General features: G+C 70.1%; 16 protein-coding genes, 1 other RNA gene and 1 pseudogene. 12 read left to right on the plus strand and 6 right to left on the minus strand.

The features are described 5' to 3' along the window. Nucleotides 1–74 precede the first annotated feature (74 nt). From MNQ95_RS03695 to MNQ95_RS03730, 8 genes are all read left to right on the plus strand, one after another. A complete protein-coding gene (locus MNQ95_RS03695; protein WP_162409697.1) occupies nucleotides 75–299 on the plus strand; it encodes a TIGR02449 family protein in 225 nt (74 codons plus the stop codon). Beyond that, nucleotides 296–601, plus strand: coding sequence for a cell division protein ZapA (locus tag MNQ95_RS03700; RefSeq protein ID WP_162409699.1), 306 nt, complete (start codon nucleotides 296–298; stop codon nucleotides 599–601). The genes MNQ95_RS03695 and MNQ95_RS03700 overlap by 4 nt, the downstream gene beginning before the upstream one ends. A gap of 115 nt (nucleotides 602–716) precedes the next feature. Next, a non-coding RNA gene (ssrS, locus tag MNQ95_RS03705) (6S RNA) lies at nucleotides 717–899 on the plus strand. A 129-nt stretch (nucleotides 900–1,028) separates the two neighbouring features. Beyond that, nucleotides 1,029–1,637, plus strand: a complete 609-nt coding sequence (locus MNQ95_RS03710) for a 5-formyltetrahydrofolate cyclo-ligase (RefSeq protein ID WP_241953841.1) — start codon at nucleotides 1,029–1,031, stop codon at nucleotides 1,635–1,637. Continuing rightward, nucleotides 1,634–2,104, plus strand: coding sequence for an EVE domain-containing protein (locus MNQ95_RS03715; RefSeq protein ID WP_162409703.1), 471 nt, complete (start codon nucleotides 1,634–1,636; stop codon nucleotides 2,102–2,104). Before MNQ95_RS03710 ends, MNQ95_RS03715 begins: the two co-directional genes overlap by 4 nt. 42 nt (nucleotides 2,105–2,146) lie before the next feature. After that, nucleotides 2,147–2,794, plus strand: coding sequence for a ribose-5-phosphate isomerase RpiA (gene rpiA, locus MNQ95_RS03720; protein WP_241953842.1), 648 nt, complete (start codon nucleotides 2,147–2,149; stop codon nucleotides 2,792–2,794). Between the two features lie 58 nt (nucleotides 2,795–2,852). Then, nucleotides 2,853–3,311, plus strand: coding sequence for a DUF192 domain-containing protein (locus tag MNQ95_RS03725; protein ID WP_241953843.1), 459 nt, complete (start codon nucleotides 2,853–2,855; stop codon nucleotides 3,309–3,311). Nucleotides 3,312–3,388: 77 nt separating this feature from the next. Next, a complete protein-coding gene (locus MNQ95_RS03730) occupies nucleotides 3,389–4,246 on the plus strand; it encodes a SirB1 family protein (protein WP_241953844.1) in 858 nt (285 codons plus the stop codon). Between the two features lie 15 nt (nucleotides 4,247–4,261). On the opposite strand, the pseudogene MNQ95_RS03735 reads toward MNQ95_RS03730, so the two are convergent. Then, nucleotides 4,262–4,508 (minus strand): annotated as a pseudogene (locus MNQ95_RS03735) (rubredoxin). 12 nt (nucleotides 4,509–4,520) lie between these two features. On the opposite strand from MNQ95_RS03735, the gene thiE reads away from it, so the two are divergent. The 3 genes from thiE to MNQ95_RS03750 all read left to right on the plus strand — a co-directional run bounded on the left by thiE (nucleotide 4,521) and on the right by MNQ95_RS03750 (nucleotide 7,262). Beyond that, nucleotides 4,521–5,240: a thiamine phosphate synthase gene (gene thiE / locus MNQ95_RS03740; protein ID WP_241953845.1), complete on the plus strand. Its 720-nt coding sequence runs from the start codon at nucleotides 4,521–4,523 to the stop codon at nucleotides 5,238–5,240. Between the two features lie 88 nt (nucleotides 5,241–5,328). Further along, a complete protein-coding gene (gene hemL / locus MNQ95_RS03745) occupies nucleotides 5,329–6,621 on the plus strand; it encodes a glutamate-1-semialdehyde 2,1-aminomutase (RefSeq protein ID WP_241953846.1) in 1,293 nt (430 codons plus the stop codon). Further along, on the plus strand, nucleotides 6,618–7,262 hold the full coding sequence (locus MNQ95_RS03750) for an HAD-IA family hydrolase (RefSeq protein ID WP_241953847.1): 645 nt from the start codon (nucleotides 6,618–6,620) through the stop codon (nucleotides 7,260–7,262). Before hemL ends, MNQ95_RS03750 begins: the two co-directional genes overlap by 4 nt. Nucleotides 7,263–7,383: 121 nt before the next feature. Here MNQ95_RS03750 and MNQ95_RS03755 read toward each other — a convergent pair whose 3' ends face one another. The 4 genes from MNQ95_RS03755 to MNQ95_RS03770 form a co-directional block, all read right to left on the minus strand. Next, complete coding sequence (locus tag MNQ95_RS03755; protein ID WP_241953848.1) at nucleotides 7,384–13,110, minus strand: fibronectin type III domain-containing protein; 5,727 nt, start codon at nucleotides 13,108–13,110, stop codon at nucleotides 7,384–7,386. A 528-nt stretch (nucleotides 13,111–13,638) separates the two neighbouring features. Next, complete coding sequence (locus MNQ95_RS03760) at nucleotides 13,639–14,883, minus strand: acetylornithine transaminase (protein ID WP_241953849.1); 1,245 nt, start codon at nucleotides 14,881–14,883, stop codon at nucleotides 13,639–13,641. Between the two features lie 192 nt (nucleotides 14,884–15,075). Further along, on the minus strand, nucleotides 15,076–15,513 hold the full coding sequence (locus MNQ95_RS03765; RefSeq protein ID WP_241953850.1) for a VOC family protein: 438 nt from the start codon (nucleotides 15,511–15,513) through the stop codon (nucleotides 15,076–15,078). A gap of 304 nt (nucleotides 15,514–15,817) precedes the next feature. Further along, entirely contained in the window at nucleotides 15,818–16,636 is an 819-nt protein-coding gene (locus MNQ95_RS03770; protein WP_241953851.1) for an SDR family oxidoreductase, read from the minus strand. A 233-nt stretch (nucleotides 16,637–16,869) separates the two neighbouring features. On the opposite strand from MNQ95_RS03770, the gene MNQ95_RS03775 reads away from it, so the two are divergent. Next, nucleotides 16,870–18,972 carry a bifunctional DedA family/phosphatase PAP2 family protein gene (locus MNQ95_RS03775; RefSeq protein ID WP_241953852.1) on the plus strand — a complete coding sequence of 701 codons (2,103 nt, stop codon included), beginning with the start codon at nucleotides 16,870–16,872 and terminating at the stop codon, nucleotides 18,970–18,972. On the opposite strand, the gene MNQ95_RS03780 is transcribed toward MNQ95_RS03775, so the two are convergent. Next, complete coding sequence (locus MNQ95_RS03780; protein WP_241953853.1) at nucleotides 18,881–19,489, minus strand: LON peptidase substrate-binding domain-containing protein; 609 nt, start codon at nucleotides 19,487–19,489, stop codon at nucleotides 18,881–18,883. The genes MNQ95_RS03775 and MNQ95_RS03780 overlap by 92 nt on opposite strands. Nucleotides 19,490–19,525: the final 36 nt, after the last annotated feature.

Consider the following 19,525-nt stretch of genomic DNA (forward strand, 5'->3'; position numbering starts at 1 on the left):
GGCCCGGGACGCATCCGCGGGCGACTTCCCGCGCCGCTTGACCGCTCCGGCGGGCGCTGCCTATCGTGACCGCCATGGATTCCTCCGCCGACGCCACCGCCCAGCTCCGCGCCCTCGCCACGCGGGTCGAGGCGCTGGCCGAGCGTTGCCAGCGCCTGGCCGACGAGAACCGCAGCCTGCGCCAGCAGCAGGAGCAGCTGTTCACCGAGCGCGCCCAGCTGCTCAACAAGAACGAGCAGGCGCGCTCGCGCGTGGAAGCAATGATCGCGCGGCTGAAATCGCTGGAGCAGCACACGTGAGCAGCCAAGCCGAACCGGTCAGCGTCCGCATCCTCGACCGCGAATACACCGTGGGCGTCAGTGGCGACGAGCGCGACGGACTGGTCGCCGCCGCCCGCCTGCTCGATGCGCGGATGCGCGAGGTCCGCGGCAGCAACCGCATGGTCGCGCTGGACCGCGTCGCCGTGCTCGCGGCACTGAACCTGGCGCACGAAGTACAGCAGCTGCGCGAGGAACGCGATGCGCAGCAACGCGAACTCGCGGGCACGCTCGATACGCTCAACCGTCGCCTGGATGGACTGCTCGGCACCAGCGCAGGCTGAATGCGCCGCATGCGATAGACGTCGTCTTGCGACGCTGAACCGTGGATTGCCGATTCCTTCGCACGCACCGACGGACGGGCTAGGCAGTCGCCCAAGGAACGCTATACTTCACCTGCGTTCTCTGCCGTGTTCGACAGCTGGCAAAACATTCACCTTGTCCCTTAAAAACGACACCGGGGATGCGACGACGCCGGGTGTGCATGTCCGCCTTGCAGCGGAAAGCCCGATGGTTTCCCAGCTTCCCCACTTGAACCCAGGGTTCAAGGTCGTTTCGCCGCATCGGCATGGTGGAGAATGCCTTATCCGACAACGCCTCCTCCGGGAGGCGTTGTTTTTTCCGGCCCGGCCGCGTCGCGCGCGCGGGCTTGGCGCGGACCGGCGCGTCCGCGATCATGCACCTCTCCGCCACACGACCACACACGTCCCGATGACCCAGGACCGCGACACGCTGCGTCGCCAGCTGCGCCAGCTGCGCCGCGAACTGCCCGCCGCCGCGCGCATCGCCGCCGCCGAATCGCTGGCGCGGCACATCCTCGCCCTGCCCTTTTTCCCGCAGAGCGGATATGTCGCCGGGTACTGGGCGATGGATGGTGAAATCGGCCTGCACGTACTGCAGCTGCGCCTGCCGCCGGGACTGGTCTGGTGCCTGCCGGTACTGGATGGCGACAGGCTGCGCTTCGCGCCGTGGCGCGCCGGCGATCCGCTGGTCACCAACCGGTTCGGCATCCCAGAGCCGGATGTGGCGCCGTCTTCGGCGCTGGAGCCACAGGCGCTGGCGCTTGCGGTCATGCCGCTGGTGGGTTTCGACGCCGGTGGCCAGCGGCTGGGCATGGGAGGCGGCTGGTACGATCGCGGCTTCGCGTTCCGCCACGGCAGCGCCGCGCCGCCCTGGCTGGTCGGCGCCGGGTTCGCCGTCCAGCAGGTGCCGGAGCTGGAAGCCGCGCCCTGGGACGTGGTCCCCGATGCGATCTGCACCGAATCCGCCACCGTGTTGCCGCACGACCGAACCGCCCGCGCCGAGACCGATCCCGCATGACCGCACGCAAGCGCTACTGGCTGATGAAGTCCGAACCGGACGCCTTTTCCATCGACGACCTGCAGCGCGTGGGCACCGAACCCTGGAACGGCGTGCGCAACTACCAGGCGCGCAACTTCATGCGCGACGGGATGAAGGTCGACGACGGCGTCCTGTTCTACCACTCCAACGCCAAGGTGCCCGGCATCGCCGGCGTCGCGCGCGTGGCAAGCGCCGCCTATCCGGACGCGACCCAGTTCGACCCCAAATCCCACTACCACGACCCCAAGGCGACGCCCGAGCAGCCGCGCTGGTTCCTGGTCGACGTGGCATTCGAGCGCAAGCTCAAGCGGACCATTCCGCTGGAAGAGATCAAGCAGCACGCAGACCGGTTGGGCGAAGGTTTCCCGCTGACCTCGCGCGGCAGCCGCCTGTCCGTGTTCCCGGTCACCGCCGCGCAGTGGAAGCTGCTGCTGGCGCTGGAATGACCGCGATCGCTGAATCCGCATACTCCTGCAAGGTCTGAACCCATGAGCGAAGCAAAGCGCCTGGCTGGCGAGAAAGCCATCGACTACGTCGAGGACGGCATGATCGTCGGCGTCGGCACCGGCTCCACCGTTGCCTACTTCATCGACGCGCTGGGCCGGATCCGCGACCGCATCGCCGGCGCGGTCTCCAGCTCCGAGCAGAGCACCGCGCGGCTGAAGGCGCTGGGCATCGAGGTGCTCGATGCCAACGCCGCCGGCCCCCTGAAGCTCTACGTGGACGGCGCCGACGAGTGCGACCCGCACAAGCGCCTGATCAAGGGCGGCGGCGCCGCGCTGACCCGCGAGAAGATCATCGCCGAGGCCAGCGAGACCTTCGTGTGCATCGTCGACCCGGCCAAGCAGGTGCCGGTGCTGGGCCGTTTCCCGCTGCCGGTGGAAGTGGTGCCGATGGCGCGCAGCCTGGTCGCGCGCCGCATCCTCGCCCTCACCGGCGGCCAGCCGGTCTGGCGCGATGGCGTGGTCACCGACAACGGCAACTGGATCCTGGACGTGCACAACCTGTCGATCACCGACCCGGTCGCCATGGAAACCGAGCTCAACCAGATTCCCGGCGTGGTCAGCGTCGGCCTGTTCGCGCGCCGCCCGGCCGACGTCGTCATCGTCGGCGGCGAGCCGCCCCGCGTGCTGTAGGCGCTTGCACCGGCCCGTGCCCGCCCTGCCGCTCCAACCCTGCTTCCGGAATCCACCCATGCACCGTCTCGCGCGCCTGACCTTCCTACCCCTGCTGCTGCTCCTGGGCGCCTGCGCCTCGGCCAGCACGCCCTGGGTGGAGGTGGGTGGCGAACGCTTCCAGGTCGAGATCGCCGACGACGACGCCGAGCGCGCGCGCGGCCTGATGTTCCGCGACGAGATGGCCGCCGACCACGGCATGCTCTTCATCCACGATCGCCAGGAACCGCTGGCGTACTGGATGAAGAACACCCGGCTCCCGCTCGACATCCTCTACTTCGACAGCGAACGCCGGCTGGTGTCGCAGCAGCGCGATGTGCCGCCGTGTTCGGCCGGCGACCGCTGCCCGCCCTATCCGAGCCGGGGCCCTGCGCGCTACGTGCTGGAGCTCAACGCCGGCCAGGCCGCGCGGCTGAAGCTGGAAGACGGTGCCGAACTGCGCCTGGGGCCAGGGGTTCCCGCCGCGCCCGGCGGCTGAATCCGCGCGGCTCCGCGCGACCACAGCGAGGATGCGCAGGGCTTGATTGTGGCCATTTCCGGCCCCAATCTTGCGGCATGGGGATCGAATCGCACCCGCCTGACTGGAACGCTCTTGACTGGAGCAGGCTCGCCACGCTCGATGACGACGCGTTGCCGCTGCTGCCGACGGCCCTGCTGATCGCCCGCGACGAGTATCCCGGACTCGATCCGCAACCGTACGAAGCCCTGGTCCAGGCCCACGCCGACCACCTGCGCACCGAAGTGGCCGCGATCGAGCAGCAGCCGCTGAAGATGGCCGCGATCAATCGCCACCTGTTCGACGAACTGGGCTACAGCGGCAACCACGACGAGTACTACGACCCGCGCAACAGCTACCTCAACCAGGTACTGGACCGCAGGCTGGGCAATCCGATCTCGCTGGCGCTGGTGCAGATGGAAGTCGCGCGCCGGCTCGGCATCCCGCTGGACGGGGTGTCGTTCCCCGGCCACTTCCTCGTCCGCCTGCCGGTCGACGGCGGCCTGCTGGTGATGGATCCCTTCAATGGCGGCCGGCCACTGGCGGTGGAGGAGCTGCGCGAGCGGGCCAAGCCGCACCTGGGCGAAACGCCCGACGATGGCGTGCTGCTGCAGATCCTCAGTCCCGCACCGCACCGCGCGATCCTGGTCCGCGTGCTGCGCAACCTGCATGGCCTGTACGCCGGGACGCAACAGTGGGATCGCGCCGCGCGCTGCGCCGACCGCGTGCTGAAACTGGTCCCCGAACAGTCCGAGGCGCTGCGCGACCGTGGCCTGGCCTACCTGGAACTGGATTACCTGCCGGGTGCGCGCCAGGACCTCGCCCGCTACCTGGAGCTGGCCCCTGAAGCGAGCGACGTGGATCAGATCCGCGAGCGGCTGATCGAAGCGGCCGGCACGCGCGCGCCGCTGCACTGAGTGCAGCGGTCGCTACTAGGCTTCCACCATCTCGAAATCTGACTTGGTCACGCCGCAGTCCGGGCAGGTCCAGGTCTCCGGGATGTCTTCCCAGCGCGTGCCCGGCGCGATTCCTTCCTCGGGCAAGCCCTCGGCCTCGTCGTAGGTGAAGCCACAGACGACGCACATCCAGTTGCGAAAGGGGGCGGAGTCGGCAGCGTTCATCGGATAATGCGGGATCGGGCGGAGGCGGGCGCGCATTGTCCCACCTCCTCCGCCGCACCGGAAATCCCGCATGACCCGCACCCCGCCACCACCGTCTCCCGCCGATCCGCCGCAAGGCTCGCCCTCGGCACCATCGGAAGGCATCCGCAGGCCACGTGGTCTGTACCTGGTCACCCCGGACGAACCGGATACCGCGCGGCTGCTGGCGCGGGTGGCGCCACTGCTGGGCGAAGGCGTGGCCTGGCTGCAGTACCGCAACAAGGCCGCCGGCGCCGGACTCCGGCGCGAACAGGCCGCCGCGCTGCAGGCCTTGTGCGCCCCGGCCGGCGTGCCCCTGCTGGTCAACGATGACGTCGCCCTCGCGAGGGCGATCGGCGCGGCGGGCGTCCACCTGGGCGAGGACGACGGGGATATCGCCACCGCGCGCGCGGTGCTCGGACCCGAAGCGATCCTCGGCGCCTCCTGCTACGACGAGCTGGAACTGGCCCGGCGCGCGGTAGCCGCCGGTGCCAGCTACGTCGCTTTCGGCGCCTTCTTCCCGACCACCAGCAAGGCGACCACGCGCCGGGCCTCGCCGGCGCTGTTGCGCGATGCGGCCGGCCTGGGCGTGGCGCGCGTCGCCATCGGCGGCATCACCCCGGAGAACGCCGGACCGCTGGTGGCGGCCGGCGCGGACCTGCTGGCGGTGATCGGCGGGGTGTTCGACGCCCCCGATCCGGCGGCCGCCGTCCGCGCCTATATCCGCTGTTTTCCGTCGCACGAACGCGCACCACATCCATCGGGCGCCTGAACCCGGCGGCATCAGCCGTGCCGACGTCGTCGTGTCGTGGGCATGCCCGCTCCTACAATGGCGCCTTTCGCACGCAGGAAGTCCCCCGATGAACCACGACCGCTCCCACGCCCTCTTCGCACGCGCACAGCAGCTGCTGCCGGGCGGGGTCAACTCGCCGGTGCGCGCGTTCAAGTCGGTCGGCGGCGAACCGTTCTTCGTGCAGCGTGCCGATGGCGCCTACCTGTACGACGTCGACGGCAACCGCTACATCGACTACGTCGGCTCGTGGGGCCCGATGATCGTCGGCCACAACCACCCGGCGGTGCGCGACGCGGTGCAGAAGGCGATCGGCGACGGGCTTTCGTTCGGCGCGCCGTGCGCGGCCGAGGTGACCATGGCCGAGACGATCACCCGGCTGGCGCCGTCGTGCGAGATGGTGCGCATGGTCAACTCCGGCACCGAAGCGACGCTCTCGGCGATCCGCCTGGCGCGCGGCGCCACCGGCCGCCAGCGCATCGTCAAGTTCGAGGGCTGCTACCACGGCCACGGCGACTCGTTCCTGGTCAAGGCGGGCAGCGGCATGCTCACGCTCGGCGTACCGACGTCGCCGGGCGTGCCAGCCGGGCTGAGCGAGCTGACCAGCACCCTGAGTTACAACGACTTCGAAGGCGCGACGAAACTGTTCGACGAGATCGGCCACGAGATCGCCGCGCTGATCATCGAACCGGTGGTCGGCAATGCCAACTGCATCCCGCCGCGCGAAGGCTACCTGCAACACCTGCGCGAGCTGTGCACGAAGCACGGCACGCTGCTGATCTTCGACGAGGTGATGACCGGCTTCCGCGTGGCCTTGGGCGGTGCCCAGGCTCACTACGGCATCACCCCGGACCTGAGCACCTTCGGCAAGATCATCGGCGGCGGCATGCCGGTGGGCGCCTACGGCGGCCGCCGCGACCTCATGCAGCAGATCGCACCGGCCGGGCCGATCTACCAGGCCGGCACGCTGTCCGGCAATCCGGTGGCGATGGCCGCCGGCCTGGCGATGCTGGAACTCATCCAGGCGCCGGGCTTCCACGAGCGCCTGGCCGCGGCCACCGCGTCGCTGTGCGAAGGCCTGGAAGCGGCCGCGCGCGACGCCGGCGTGGCGGTGACCACCACCCGCGTCGGCGCGATGTTCGGCCTGTTCTTCACCGACCAGCAGGTGGAGACCTATGCGCAGGCCACCGCGTGCGACATCGGTGCGTTCAACCGCTTCTTCCACGCCATGCTCGAGCGCGGCGTGTTCCTGGCGCCGTCGGCGTACGAGGCCGGCTTCATGTCCAGCGCGCACGACGACGCGGTGATCGCCGCGACCATCGAAGCCGCACGCGGCGCGTTCGGGGTCGTCGCCCGCGGATGACCGTCGCGGTGCGCCCACGCCTGCTGCTGCTCGACTTCGACGGCGTGCTGGCGCACTACTCGCACGGGCGGCGCATCGCGCATCTGGCCATCGCCGCAGGCTGCGAGCATGCACGCGTCGCCGACGTGCTGTTCGCTTCGGGCCTGGAGACCGAGTACGACAGCGGCCTGATCGACACGGCCACCTACCTGCGCCGCCTGGGCGACGGACTGGGATGCGCGATCGACCAGGCTGCCTGGATCGCCTCGCGCGCAGCCGGCAACCACGCCGACACCCGCGTGATCGGACAGGTGCTGGCGGTGGCGGCGCACACGCCGATCGGCGTGCTCACCAACAACGGCGCACTGATGTCCGAGGCGATGCGCGCGATCATCGCGCCGCTGTTTCCCCTGCTCGATGGGCGGGTTCTGTGCAGCGGCGCGCTGGGCGTGCGCAAGCCCGACGCGGCGATCTTCGCCAGGGCGCTGGAACATTTCGATGTGCCTGCGGCGCACGTGCTGTTCGTCGACGACAAGTTCGTCAACGTGCAGGGCGCACGCGCAGCCGGACTGCAGGCCGACACGGCCAGGGACGCGCGCTCGCTGCGCAAGGTGCTGAAGCGCCATGGGCTGGTGGGCGCATCTGCGCCCATGCCCGACTGAGGCGCTGGAAAGACAGGGACCGCGCCTCGCCCGCACGTTCCGGTGACCGCTCGGCGCCGTTCCTGAGCCCTGCGCACATCACGCCATGCCCCGGCCCCGCAAGGGGCCGGGACGGTCTGCATCAGGGCTGGGTGCCGCGCGTGCGGCAACCTCGCGCACGCGCCCCACAGCCATGGTCGGCCGGATCGTTGTAACCCAGCCGGTCATCGTCCACGTACACCGGCGAAGGGCCGGACTGCGCGCCGAAGCGGACCTGCAGGCCGATGCTGTTGCTGCGCATCTGGTTGCGACCCTGCTCGTGGCCCAGCAGCAACGAGAACATCCAGCCGCTGTCCAGCTGCAGCTCGACACCGCCCCCCAGGGCGAACATGTCGTCGTTGTAGCTGCGCATGGCCAGGGTGTAATCGCTTGCCAGAGGACGCTGCACGTAGTTGAGCGAGGCATCGCCCTGGTTCTCCAGCGCCTTGCGGTATTCCACGCTCCAGAAAGGACGCCAGCGGGTGCGGTCGCCCTGGAAGGCATGGTTGCCTTCAAGGCCCACGGCCAGAGCGCTGTTGTCCACGCGCTGGTCGCCGTAGGCCAGGTCGAAGATGCCCAGTCCGTGTTCGCGGTAGGCCTCCAGCTCGGAACGGTGGCCGTCATAGCGGCCATAGCCGGTCAGGGTCATGCCACGCGCATTGCGGTGCTCGTAGCCGAAGGTCAGCGAACCGAACCACTGGTCGCCGCCGCGGTCGGCCTGCGCGGTCGCACCGGCCACCTCGCTCCAGCGGGCCAGTTCGAAGTCCAGGCGGCCGGTGGCCAGCATGCCGTCGAGGAACAGGTGTTCGCCCGCGCGCCACAGGCCGTACACGGCGAGCGAGGTCTGGTCGGCATCGACCTGCGAAGGCGTGTCGTCGAAGTCGGTGCCCTGGCGACCCCAGCTGCCGGCCATGCCCAGGAGCATGTGTTCGCCCACGGCGCGGTCGGCGCCGAGGGTGATGCCGCCGGTGTTGAAGTCGAACGCGCCGCCGAGGCTGCCATTGCGTCCGGCCTGGCCGAACGTGGCCGTGCCGGCCAGCCACACGCCCCAGCCCTGGGGCAGTGCCGGGATCGCTCCCTGCGCCGCCTGGCCGACCGGTACCGACATGCCCGGCATGCGATCGCTGCCGGCATAGGCCAGGGTCAGGTTGGTGCTCGAGGCGTTCTGCCCGCCACGCACCTGGCGCAGCCGGTCGCGGATGTTGGCCTGCTGGACCTGGGCGAAGCGCACGGCCGCATCGACCTGGGCCTGCAGGCCGCCGGTGACCTGGGCGTCGGTGGTCGGATCAGGACGGGACGACACCACCAGCTGCACCTGGATCGATGCGGCGAGGAAGCTGCCGCTCGCGGCCTGGCTGGCGACCAGCACCGCCGTACCTTCGCCGACCAGGCGGACGGTACGGCCGCTGACCGTGGCCACCTGCGGATTGCTGCTGGTGAAAGTGAACGCGCCAGCGCTGTTGCTCTGCGGATCGGGGAGGTCGAAGTCGTCCTCGCCGTAGACCTTGTCCAGGTCAGCCAGCCAGGCCAGCACGGGGACGGCGGCGGCGATGGTCACCTCCAGCCGTGCCTGCACGGCCGCCGCGTACACCGCATCGCCAGCCTGGTCGGCGGTCAGCGAGCACACGCCGGAGGCGAGCATGGTGACCGAAGCACCTTCGACCCGGCACACGGCCGGCGTGGCCGAGCCGAACACGACCGGATTGCCGGATGCACCACCCGTGGCCGACACGCTGAAGGTGCCGCCCTGTGCAAACACCGGTTCGACCGGGGTGGCGATGAAGCCCCCGATCACCTGCGCGACCGTTTCCACGGTCAGGCTGTAGGCCTGGCTGCCGGTGAAGCCGTTGGCATCGGCGGCCTGCACGGTGAACGCATAGGTGCCTGCGGCAGCCGGTTCGCCGCTGAACTGGCCCGATGCCGACAGGGCCAGGCCCGGCGGCAGTTCGCCCGCGATCACCGTGAACTGGTACGGCGCGAGGCCGCCGCTGGCAGTGATCGCCTGCTGGTACGGGCTGGCGCCGCTGGCCGCCGGCAGTGCGGCCGGATCGAGCACGATCGCCGGTGCATCCACGGTCAGCGTGTAGCCCTGCGACGCCGTGAACGGCCCGGTGCCGGTGCTGCTGTCGGTGGCGGTGATGGTCAGGTTGAACGTGCCGGCCTGCGAGGGCGCGCCCGACAGTTCGCCTGTGGCCGAGAGCGACAGGCCTGCCGGCAGCGCGCCAGCAGTGACCGAAAAGCTGTATGGCGCCGCGCCGCCACTTGCGGCCAGCGCCTGCGCGTAGGCGGCACCGGCGGTACCGTCGGCCAGGGTGTTCGTGGTGATCGACAGGGCCGGTGCGGACACGGTGATGCTCACGACAGCGGCCGCCGACGTGCTGTACGCGTCGCTGGCGGTATAGCTGAAGCTGTCCGGGCCGCTGTAGCCGGCGGCAGGCGTGTAGCTCAGGGTCGTGCCGCTCACCGAGACGGTGCCGTGGGCCGGCGCGGTCGCCACCGCCACCGAGGCCGGTGCGCCGGTGATGTCCAGCGTGATCGGCGTGGCGGACGAGCCATAGGCCACGGTGGCGCTGACGGGGCCGGCCACGAGCGCGGGCAACGGGGTGATCGCGTTGGAGGCCGCCGAGGCCGAGCCGGTGCCAGCGGCGTTGTTTGCGGTGACGGTGAAGGTGTAGCTGGTCCCGGGTGTCAGGCCGTCGAAGACGACCGGCGAGACGGAGCCGGTGGCCGTCGCCCCGCCGGGATTGGCGGTGACGGTGTAGCCGGTGATCGCGACACCACCGGTGAACGCCGGCGCGGTAAACGCGACGCTCGCCTGGTCGGCACCGGTGATGGTGGCCGTGCCGATGACCGGCGCGCCCGGAACCACGGCATTGACCGTGAACGTGCGGGTCACCTGGGGGGCGGCCAGATAGCTGCCGTTGCCCGCCTGGTCGGCGTTGATCGTGCAGGTGCCGGCGGTGACGAAGGTCAGCGCGCCGCCGCTGGTGATCGTGCACACGCCGGTGGTGGACGAGCTGAACGTCGGCGTCAGGCCCGAATCGGCGGTGGCGGTGAACGTCGGCGTCGTACCGAAGTTCTGCGCACCAGGCGCGGCGAAGGTGATCGTCTGCGTCGCCGCGGGGGTGATCGAGTTGGAAGCCGCCGAGGCACTGCCCGTACCCGCCGAATTGGTCGCGGTGACGGTGAACGTGTAGGGCTGGCCGTTGGTCAGGCCGGTGACCACGATCGGCGAGCTTGCGCCGCTGACCGGCGCCACGTCCGCCGGCGACACGGTCACGGTGTACCCGGTGATCGCCGTGCCGCCGATGAACACCGGCGCATTGAAGGCGATGCTGGCCTGGGTGTCACCGGCGCTCGCCGTGGCCGCGGTCGGCGCAGCGGGTACCACCGCGGCGACGGTGAACGTCTGCGAGACCTGGGGCGCGGCCAGGAAGCTGCTGTCACCGGCCTGGTTGGCGTTGATGGTGCAGCTGCCGATACTCACGGAGGTCAGCGCGCCCCCGGCCGTGATCGTGCACACCCCGGTCGTCGAAGAGGTGAAGCTGACCGGATAGCCGCCGCCGGCATCCGAACTCGCGGTCAGCGTCGGCGTGGTGCCGAAGTTCTGCGTGCCCGGGTTGCCGAAAGTGATGGTCTGCGGCGAAGCCGGGATCACCGAGTTGCTGGCGGCTGATGCGGAACCTTCGCCCGCCGAATTCGTCGCGGTGACCGTGAACGTATAGGCCACGCCGTTGGTCAGCCCCGTGACCGTGATCGGCGAGCTGCTGCCCGTGGCGGTGGCGCCGCCCGGACTGGCTGTGACGGTGTAGCCGCTGGCAATGATCGCGGCACCGCCGGTGGACGCCGGCGCGGTGAAAGTCACCGTGGCCTGGGTATCGCCGGCCGTGGCCGTGCCGATGGTCGGCGCACCGGGCACGACCGCGTTGACGGTGAAGGTCTGGGTCACCGTGGTGGCCGCGTTCCAGGCGGTGTTGCCGGCCTGGTCGGCGTCGATGGTGCAGCTGCCGGCGGTAACGAAGGTCAGCGCACCCCCGGAGGTGATGGTGCACACGCCGGTGGTCGAGGAACTGAAGGTCGGCGTCAGCGAGGAAGTGGCCGTGGCCGACAGGGTCGCAGGCGTCCCGAAGTTCCGCGCGCCCGGATTGCCGAACGTGATGGTCTGGTTGCCCTTGGGCGTGGCCGAATTGGAGGCCCCCGACACCGCGCTGGTGCCGATCGCATTGGTCGCGGTCACGGTGAAGGTGTACGCGGTGCCGTTGGTGAGGCCGGTCACCGTGGCGGTGCAGGCCGCCGGGCCGGCACAGGTCCCGGAGGCGCCCCCGGGACTGGCGGTAGCGGTATAGGTGGTGATCGCCGAGCCGCCGTTGTTGCCCGGCGCGGTGAAGGTGACCGAGACCTGGCCATCGCCGGCGGTAGCCGTGCCGATGGTCGGCGCCGCTGGCGCGGTGGGAATGGCCACGGTGTGCGCGGTGCCTGAGGTGTACGCGGCCGGCCCGGCGTTGCCGGCGGCGTCGGCGATATCGGTGGCAGCATTGAGGCCGACCTTGAGCGTGCCGGAACCGCTGATGCCCGATACCGTCACGGTATAGCTGCTGCCACTGCCGGTCACCGATCCGATGGCGCCGCTGGCGCCGCCGGTGGTGGCCAAGGCGAAGTCGTCTACCGATACGCCGCTTACCGGCTCGCTGAAATTCACAAGGAAATCCACCGAGGTGTCGGTGGACACACCGCCGCCGGCCGGCGCACTCCCGGCGACGGTTGGCGCCTGGTTGTCCACTGCGGCGTTGCTGGTGTCGGCGGTAGTCGTCACATTCCCGGCGTTGTCCAGGACAGTGGCCGCCACGTTTCGATTCGTGCCCGCATTGATGGCGCCTGCCGTGATCGTATGGGTCGCCGTCCAGGTGCCGCCGCTGTTCACGGCCACCACGGCAGAGGCGCCGCCGAATGCGCTGAAGTTCACCGTTACGCCGGCGAGCGTATCGGAGTTGTTGTCGCCGCCCGCGGCGTTGTTCCAGGAGGCGGTGACCGTGTCGCCGATCTTGAACGCCCCTGCAGTCCCGGTCGCGCCAGTGATGCCGATCTGGCCGTCGCTCACCGTCGGGGCGATGTTGTCCACGATCGCGTTCGTAGTGTCGGCGGCGGTGGTACTCCCGCCGGAGCCGGTCGCCGTCACGCTGACATTGCGGTTCGACATATCGATGACACCGGGGCTGATCGTGTAGGTCGCAACCCAGGTATTGCCGCTGATGGAGGCGGCAATCGCGGCGCCGCCGCCAAACTGCGAGAAGTCCACGGTCACGCCGCTCACGCCGCCGCTGTTGTCACCCGTGGCGGTATTGTTCCAGGTCACGGTAACGACATCGCCGATGCGGTACGCACCACCGGTGCCGCTGGCCCCGGACAGGCTGATGTTGCCGTCGGTGACGGTCGGCACCGCACCCTGGCAGGTCACCGTGGCCGTTGCAGTGGCATCGCTGGAGCCCGACCAGAGGTAGACGATGAAATCGCTGTCGTCGGACGGGACGGTATGGGTGCCGTGCAGGTCGATCTCGTTGCCCGAGTGCGCGTACTCCTCCACAACGATGTCTTCCGGCTGAGCACCGCTCTCGCGATACATGGCGAAGCCGGCTCCGCTGAAGGGGTTGTTGGACAGGTTGGTGCTACCGGAAGTGGTCGCGTGGTAGGTGATCCTTTCACCCGCGGTCACCGAGTAGCCCGATGACCAGTCCTCGCTCCCTCCGGAAAGAGTGATGCCGCCGCCCCAGTGGGCCTGGATCGCGGCGCAACCGCTGGAGACGGCCGCCATGGCGGGAACGGCAACGTTCATGCCCAGCAGTGCCACCCCGGCAAGCAGCAGCCTTCGGCCCCTTGTCCGTCCATTGCGCCGCTTCACGCAATTGCCATGCGTGACACCAAGCCCGGACAGCGCGCGCGCGTTCCCCGACCTGGCGATAAAGGAAGCAGTGGTGATGGATGTCGGATCGATCGGCACGTGCGGCTCCGGGTCAATTGGATAGGCGGGCGCCATCGACTGGCGCACCTGGTCGGCGCTGGATTCGAGGAAACGGACCAGGCACGGTGCCCTTGCAGGCCCGCACGGCATGGCGTTGCGCGCGCAGGCGCGTCTCGGCCGCATGGCCGGTCGCACTGGCTGTCACGCTTTGCCCCCCGCCCGTCCGGGCTCCAGCGCGTAACGCCGGCGCGCCACATGCGCACCGCCAGATCGCTGGAACCACCCCTTTACCGCGACGGTGCCTCTGGAATAACGCGCCCGACTACCCGGACACTCCCACCGGCACCCCCCGGACGGACGCGCAGTCTAACGCAATAGCCTGACGAGGCCGCCCGCCGCCACTCAGCGCCCGACCAACTTCGCCACCGCCGCGCGCAGTCGTGCCAGGCCTTCGGCCACATCGGCATCGGTGATGTTCAAGGCCGGCACCAGGCGCAGCACGTCCGGACCGGCCTGCAGCAGCAGCAGGCCGTGCGCGGCGGCGTGGTCGAGGATTTCGCCGGCGCGCCCGGCGAAGGCGGGCTTGAGCACCGCGCCGAGCATCAGGCCGCGGCCGCGCACTTGCGCGAAGAGATCGAACTCCGCGCCGATCGCCAGCAAGCCCTCGCGCAACGCCTGCGACTGCCGCGACACGTTCGATGCGACCTGCGCCGAGGCGATCTTGCGCAGCGCGACCCGGGCCACCGCCGCGGCCAGCGGGTTGCCGCCGAAGGTGGTGCCGTGCGCGCCGAACTGCATCGCCTGGGCGACCTTCGGCCCTGCCAGCATCGCGCCGATCGGGAAGCCGCCACCCAGCGCCTTGGCCAGGGTGACGATGTCCGGCACCACGCCATCCTGCCAGTGCGCGAACAGGGTCCCGGTGCGGCCCATGCCGGCCTGGATCTCGTCCAGCACCAGCAGCGCGCCATGGTGGTCGCACAGCGCGCGGACCTGCTGCAGGAAACCGGACGCGGCCGGCATCACCCCGCCCTCGCCCTGCACCGGTTCGAGCATCACCGCCGCCACGTCGCCAGCGGCCATCGCCGTTTCAAGCTGGGTGATGTCGTTGAAGTCGACGTAGCGGAAACCGCCCGGCAACGGCTCGTAGCCTTCCTGGTACTTGGGCTGGGCGGTGGCGGTGACCGCGGCCAGGGTGCGGCCGTGGAAGCTGCCGCGGAAGGTGACGATCACCCGCTGCTGCGGCGGCCGGCCCTGCGCGGCGGCCCACTTGCGCACCAGCTTGATCGCCGCCTCGTTGGCCTCGGCGCCGGAGTTGCACAGGAACACGCGCTCGGCGAAGCGCGAAGCGCCGACCAGTTCCTCTGCCAGGCGCAGCGGCGGCTCGCTGTAGAAGATGTTGCTGGTGTGCCACAGCTTGCCGGCCTGCTCGACCAGGGCTGCATGCAGGTCCGGGTCGTTGTGGCCCAGCCCGCACACGGCGATCCCGGCTGCGAAATCGACGTACTCGCGACCTTCGCTATCCCATAGGCGCGCGCCCTGGCCTCGCTCCAGCACCAGCTCGCGCGGGCGGTAGACGGGCAGGTAGTAGTGGCGGCCGAGATCGAGCAGCGCGGCGGTGTCGCCGGCGGGCAGCGTCGTATCGTTCATGGTGATGGCGGGGATCCGTGGAGGGCGCCGACGGTTGCCGGCGCGGCCATTATCGCTCCCCAACGCGCCATGCAGTGCAAGGCAACCGGCCACTCCATGGCGCCGGGCTTGCCCGGCTGCCTCACGGGCCGGGCTACTTCCGACCGGGAGCAGCGGGGCGAGCCCCGCTCCACGCAACCCCGGAGGCGCGCCTCACCAGCTGCCTGTGTTCGGCATCGACGTCCACGGCTCGGCCGGCGGCAGCGCGGCGCCCTTCTGCAGCAGCTCGATCGAAATGAGGTCGGGCGTGCGCACGAAGGCCATGCGGCCATCGCGCGGTGGGCGGTTGATGGTCACGCCCAGCGACTGCAGGTGCGCGCAGAGCACGTAGATGTCGTCGACCTCGAAGGCCAGGTGGCCGAAGTTGCGGGCACTGCCGTAATCCTCGACCGGGGAACCATCGGCCGGCGGCCAGTTATACGTCAGCTCCACCTCGGCCTCGGGGTTTTCCGGGGCACCGAAATAGACCAGGGTGAAGCGACCGGCCTCGTTGTCCATGCGCCGGGTCTGCCGCAGTCCCAGCCCTTCGGTGAAGAAGCGGCTGGTCGCTTCCAGGTCATGGACGCGGATCATCGCGTGCAGGTACTTCATGGTGGCGCTCCGGTGGGGTCAGGCCGCCATTTTGCAGGACGCACCCGCCGACATGGCGATGCGGCGATCACGCGGTATCGCCAGTACCGAGCTCGTGGCTGTCGCGACCTGGAGTCCGCCGTCCGCATCGCCCACTTCTGTAGGAGCGGGCATGACCGCGACACCGAGGCAGTCGGCGATGCTGAAGCCCCGTTTATCCGAAGCTCTCTCAAGCCACGCCGTCGTGGTTGCGAGCGCGTCGGTGTCGCGGTCATGCCCGCTCCTACCCACGACTGCCGAACCGTCACTTCGCGCCGGGAAAGGCTCAATCCAGGAACAGGTCCGGCAGCAGCGGTTGCGTGGGGTCCACCGCATACCCGGCCAGGTCGGTGACGCCGGCTTCTGCCAGCACTTCGTCGTCGATCAGGAATCGCCCGGTGAAACCGCGCGCCGTGCGCACCAGCACTTCGCGCGCGGCGTCGGCCATGATTTCCGGCCGGCGTCCGTTGGCGATGCTCACCCCGGGGATCATGTTCAGCGCATCGGTGCCGATCAGCGTGCGCGGCCACAGCGCGTTCACCGCCACGCCCTGTGGACCGAATTCGGCGGCCAGGCCCAGGGTGACGAAGCTCATGCCCATCTTGGCCAGGGTGTAGCCGGTGTGCGGGCCCCACCATTTCGGATCCAGCGACGGCGGCGGCGCCAGGGTGAGGATGTGCGGATTGGGCGCCTGCAGCAGGTAGGGAAGACAGGCCTGCGCACACAGGTAGCTGCCGCGCGCGTTGACCTGCTGCATCAGGTCGAAGCGCTTCATCGGCGTGTCCAGCGTGCCGCGCAGCCAGATCGCGCTGGCGTTGTTGACCAGGATGTCGATGCCGCCGAACGCATCGACCGTGGCGGCGACGGCCGCGTTGACCTGGTCTTCCTCGCGGATGTCGCACTTCAGGGCCAGGCCCTGGCCGCCGGCGGCGATCACCGCTTCGGCCGCCTGGTGGATGGTGCCGGGCAGCTTCGGGTTGGGCACCGAGGACTTGGAGGCGATGGCCACGTTGGCGCCGTCGCGCGCCGCGCGCAGGGCGATCGCAAGGCCGATGCCGCGCGAGGCGCCGGTGATGAAGAGGGTCTTGCCGGCCAGGGTCGTCATCGGAGTGCCTGCGGGACGGAGTGCGGTTGCCTTCATTGTCGCCCGGAACGGTGTTCCGGCAGGGGCCGGCGTCGGCCGCAGGGCATGCCATCGGCAAGGCGCCGGTCCGCGCGTCCTGGCTGGGCGACCGCAGGGCCCCACCCTGTGCCTACCGCAAACGCGACCCGCTGGCGATCGGACCAGCCATCCGCGCTTAAGGCGGGCGCAGGTTGCCGCCTCTTATAATCGGCGCCATGGAATCCTCGTGGATGGACGCTGTTCTGGCGTGGATCGGGAACCACCCCATCCTCGCCGGTGCGGTGATCTTCGCCATCGCCTTCTGTGACGCCCTCATCGTGGTGGGCGCGATCGTGCCGGCGCTGCCGCTGCTGTTCGCGGTCGGCGTGCTGATCGGCATGGGCGAAATCAATGGCCCCTACGCGGTGGCCTGCGCGACCGTGGGCGCCTTCCTCGGCGATGGCCTGAGCTACTGGGTCGGCCGGCGTTGGGGCGGGCAACTGCACGGCGTGTGGCCGTTCCGCCGCTATCCGCAGCTGCTCGGTCGCGGCGAGATCCTGTTCCGGCGCAACGCCTTCACCAGCATCCTGGCCGCGCGCTACGTCGGGGCGGTGCGTCCCTTCGTGCCGGCGATCGCCGGCATGTCACGCATGCCGTTGCGCCGCTATTTCCTCGCCAGCGGCGTGGCCTGCCTGTCCTGGGGCCTGCTGTTCCTGGCACCGGGCTGGGTACTCGGCCGCGCCTACGACGCGATCGCCGCGGTCGCCGGCCACCTGGTGATCGTGCTCGGGCTGCTGCTGGTGGTCCTGGCCGTGGCCTGGGCCTGGGTGCTCTACACCTATCGCTGGTTCGCCGACCATGCCGATTCGCTGCTGGCCCGCGCACTGGACTGGTCGCACCGGCATCCGGTGATGGGCCGGCATTCGGCTGCCGTTTTCGATCCGGCACACCGCGAATCGACCTCGCTGGCGTTGCTGGCGGTGCTGCTGCTGGCCATCGGCTGGGCGTGGTTCGCTTTGGTGCTGGTGGTGGTCGGCCATGGCGAGCCGCTGGCGCTGGACCTGGCCGTGCACCAGGCGATGCTGGCCCTGCGCAATCCGCTGGCCGACTATCCGATGGCCGCGCTGGCCTCGCTCGGCGACTGGCCGGTGCTGGCGCCGGCCTGCACCCTGGTGCTGCTGTACTTCATCTGGCGCCAGCGCTGGATGGCGGCGGCGCATTGGCTGGCGGCGCTGGCGTTCGGCCTGGCCCTGACCTGGCTGCTGGGCACCACCGTGGACGTGGTGCGCCCGCCCGGCGCGAGCAGCGGCTTCGGCTTTCCTTCGATCGCGGTGACCATGGCGACGATCGCGTTCGGCTTCTTCGCGGTGCTGATCGCGCGCGAGATGCCGGGCCGCGACCGGGTCTGGCCCTACCTGGTCTCGGGCGTGACCGTGGCGATCATCGGGTTCGCGCGCCTGTACCTGGGCGCGCACTGGCTCAGCGACGTGATCGGCGGGATGCTGCTGGGCATCGTCTGGCTGCTGGTGCTGGGCATCGCCTATCGCCGGCGTTTCAACCGCTCGTTCTGGGTCAAGCCGGTGGCGTGGGTGTTCTACGGCTCCTTCGCCGCCGCCGCGCTGTGGTACGCGCCGCGCAATGTGGAAGCCAAGCTGGCCAAGTTCGAGCCACCGCCGGCGCTGCCGGTCCTGGCGGACCTGGAGGACTGGTGGAGCCACGAATGGATGCTGCAGCCGGCACGCCGCAACGAATTCGACGACGAGCTGCGCTGGCCGCTGGACGTGCAGGTCGCCGGCCCGCTGGCGCCGGTGCAGGCGCGGCTTGAAGCCGATGGCTGGCGGATGCAGCCCCAGGCGCGCTGGGTGCAGGCGGTGACGCTGCTGGACACCGACGGCGATCCGGACGAAGTCCCGGTCCTTCCCGCGACGCTGGATGCGCGCACCGAAGCTTTGCTGATGATCCGCGACGTGCCCGGCCAGCAGGTGCGCCACGTGCTGCGGCTGTGGCCGACGCCGGTGCAGCTGCAGCCAGGCGACGTGCCGCTGTGGGTGGGCACCGCGCAGACCCTGCATTTCCACCACGAACTCGGCCTGGTCGTGACCTGGCGCCCGCAGCGCGGCGCCGATCCGGCGCTGGACAAGGCGATCGCCTCGCTGGCCGACCTGCCGCACGCGGTGGCGCCGCACCCGGGTTCCAAGCTGCCGGTGCTGCGCGTGATGACCGAAGGCTTCGACGCGCAGGCGCCCGCTACGCCTCCTCGTCCATCCACTCCAGCAACCGGTCCAGGCGCCGGTGTGGATCATCTTCCTGCAGCAGCGCCAGGCGCTGCTCGTCGGTAACCGGCAGCAGTTCGGCCAGCCGCCAGCCGACCCAGGACGCATCTTCGAGCTGGCGCAGGTTGGCGGTGGCATGCCCCAGGTCGGGATACTCGCCGCCGACCTTGTCCAGCAGCTCGGCCAGCAGGGTCGCCAGCGCTGCGTGCTGGGGCTGCAACGGCACAACGCCGGCCTCATCGCACCACTGGACGTCGCCGACCAGCAGGCCGTTGTCGCGCGCCCGCGTGCGGACCACGCGGAAGCGGCGCTGGCCGCGCACCTGCAGGGTCAGCAGGCCGTTGCGGTCGCTGCCGAAATCCTCGATCCGCGCTTCCACGCCGAATGCCGCCGGCGTGGCTGGTTCACCGGTCTCCTCGCCTTCGAGGATCAGGCAGATGCCGAAACCCTGCCCGCTGCGGCCGCATTCGGAGACCAGGTCCAGGTAGCGCCGCTCGAACACGCGCAGGCCCAGCGGCGCACCCGGCAGCAGCACCGTATGCAGCGGGAACAGCGGCAGCGTTTCGTTGTCGGTCACGGGCATGGCATCAGGGTAGCGCGTGGTGCGTGGCGATGCGTC

It is taken from the genome of Pseudoxanthomonas daejeonensis (assembly GCF_022637495.1).
GTDB classification, from domain to species: Bacteria; Pseudomonadota; Gammaproteobacteria; order Xanthomonadales; family Xanthomonadaceae; genus Pseudoxanthomonas; species Pseudoxanthomonas daejeonensis.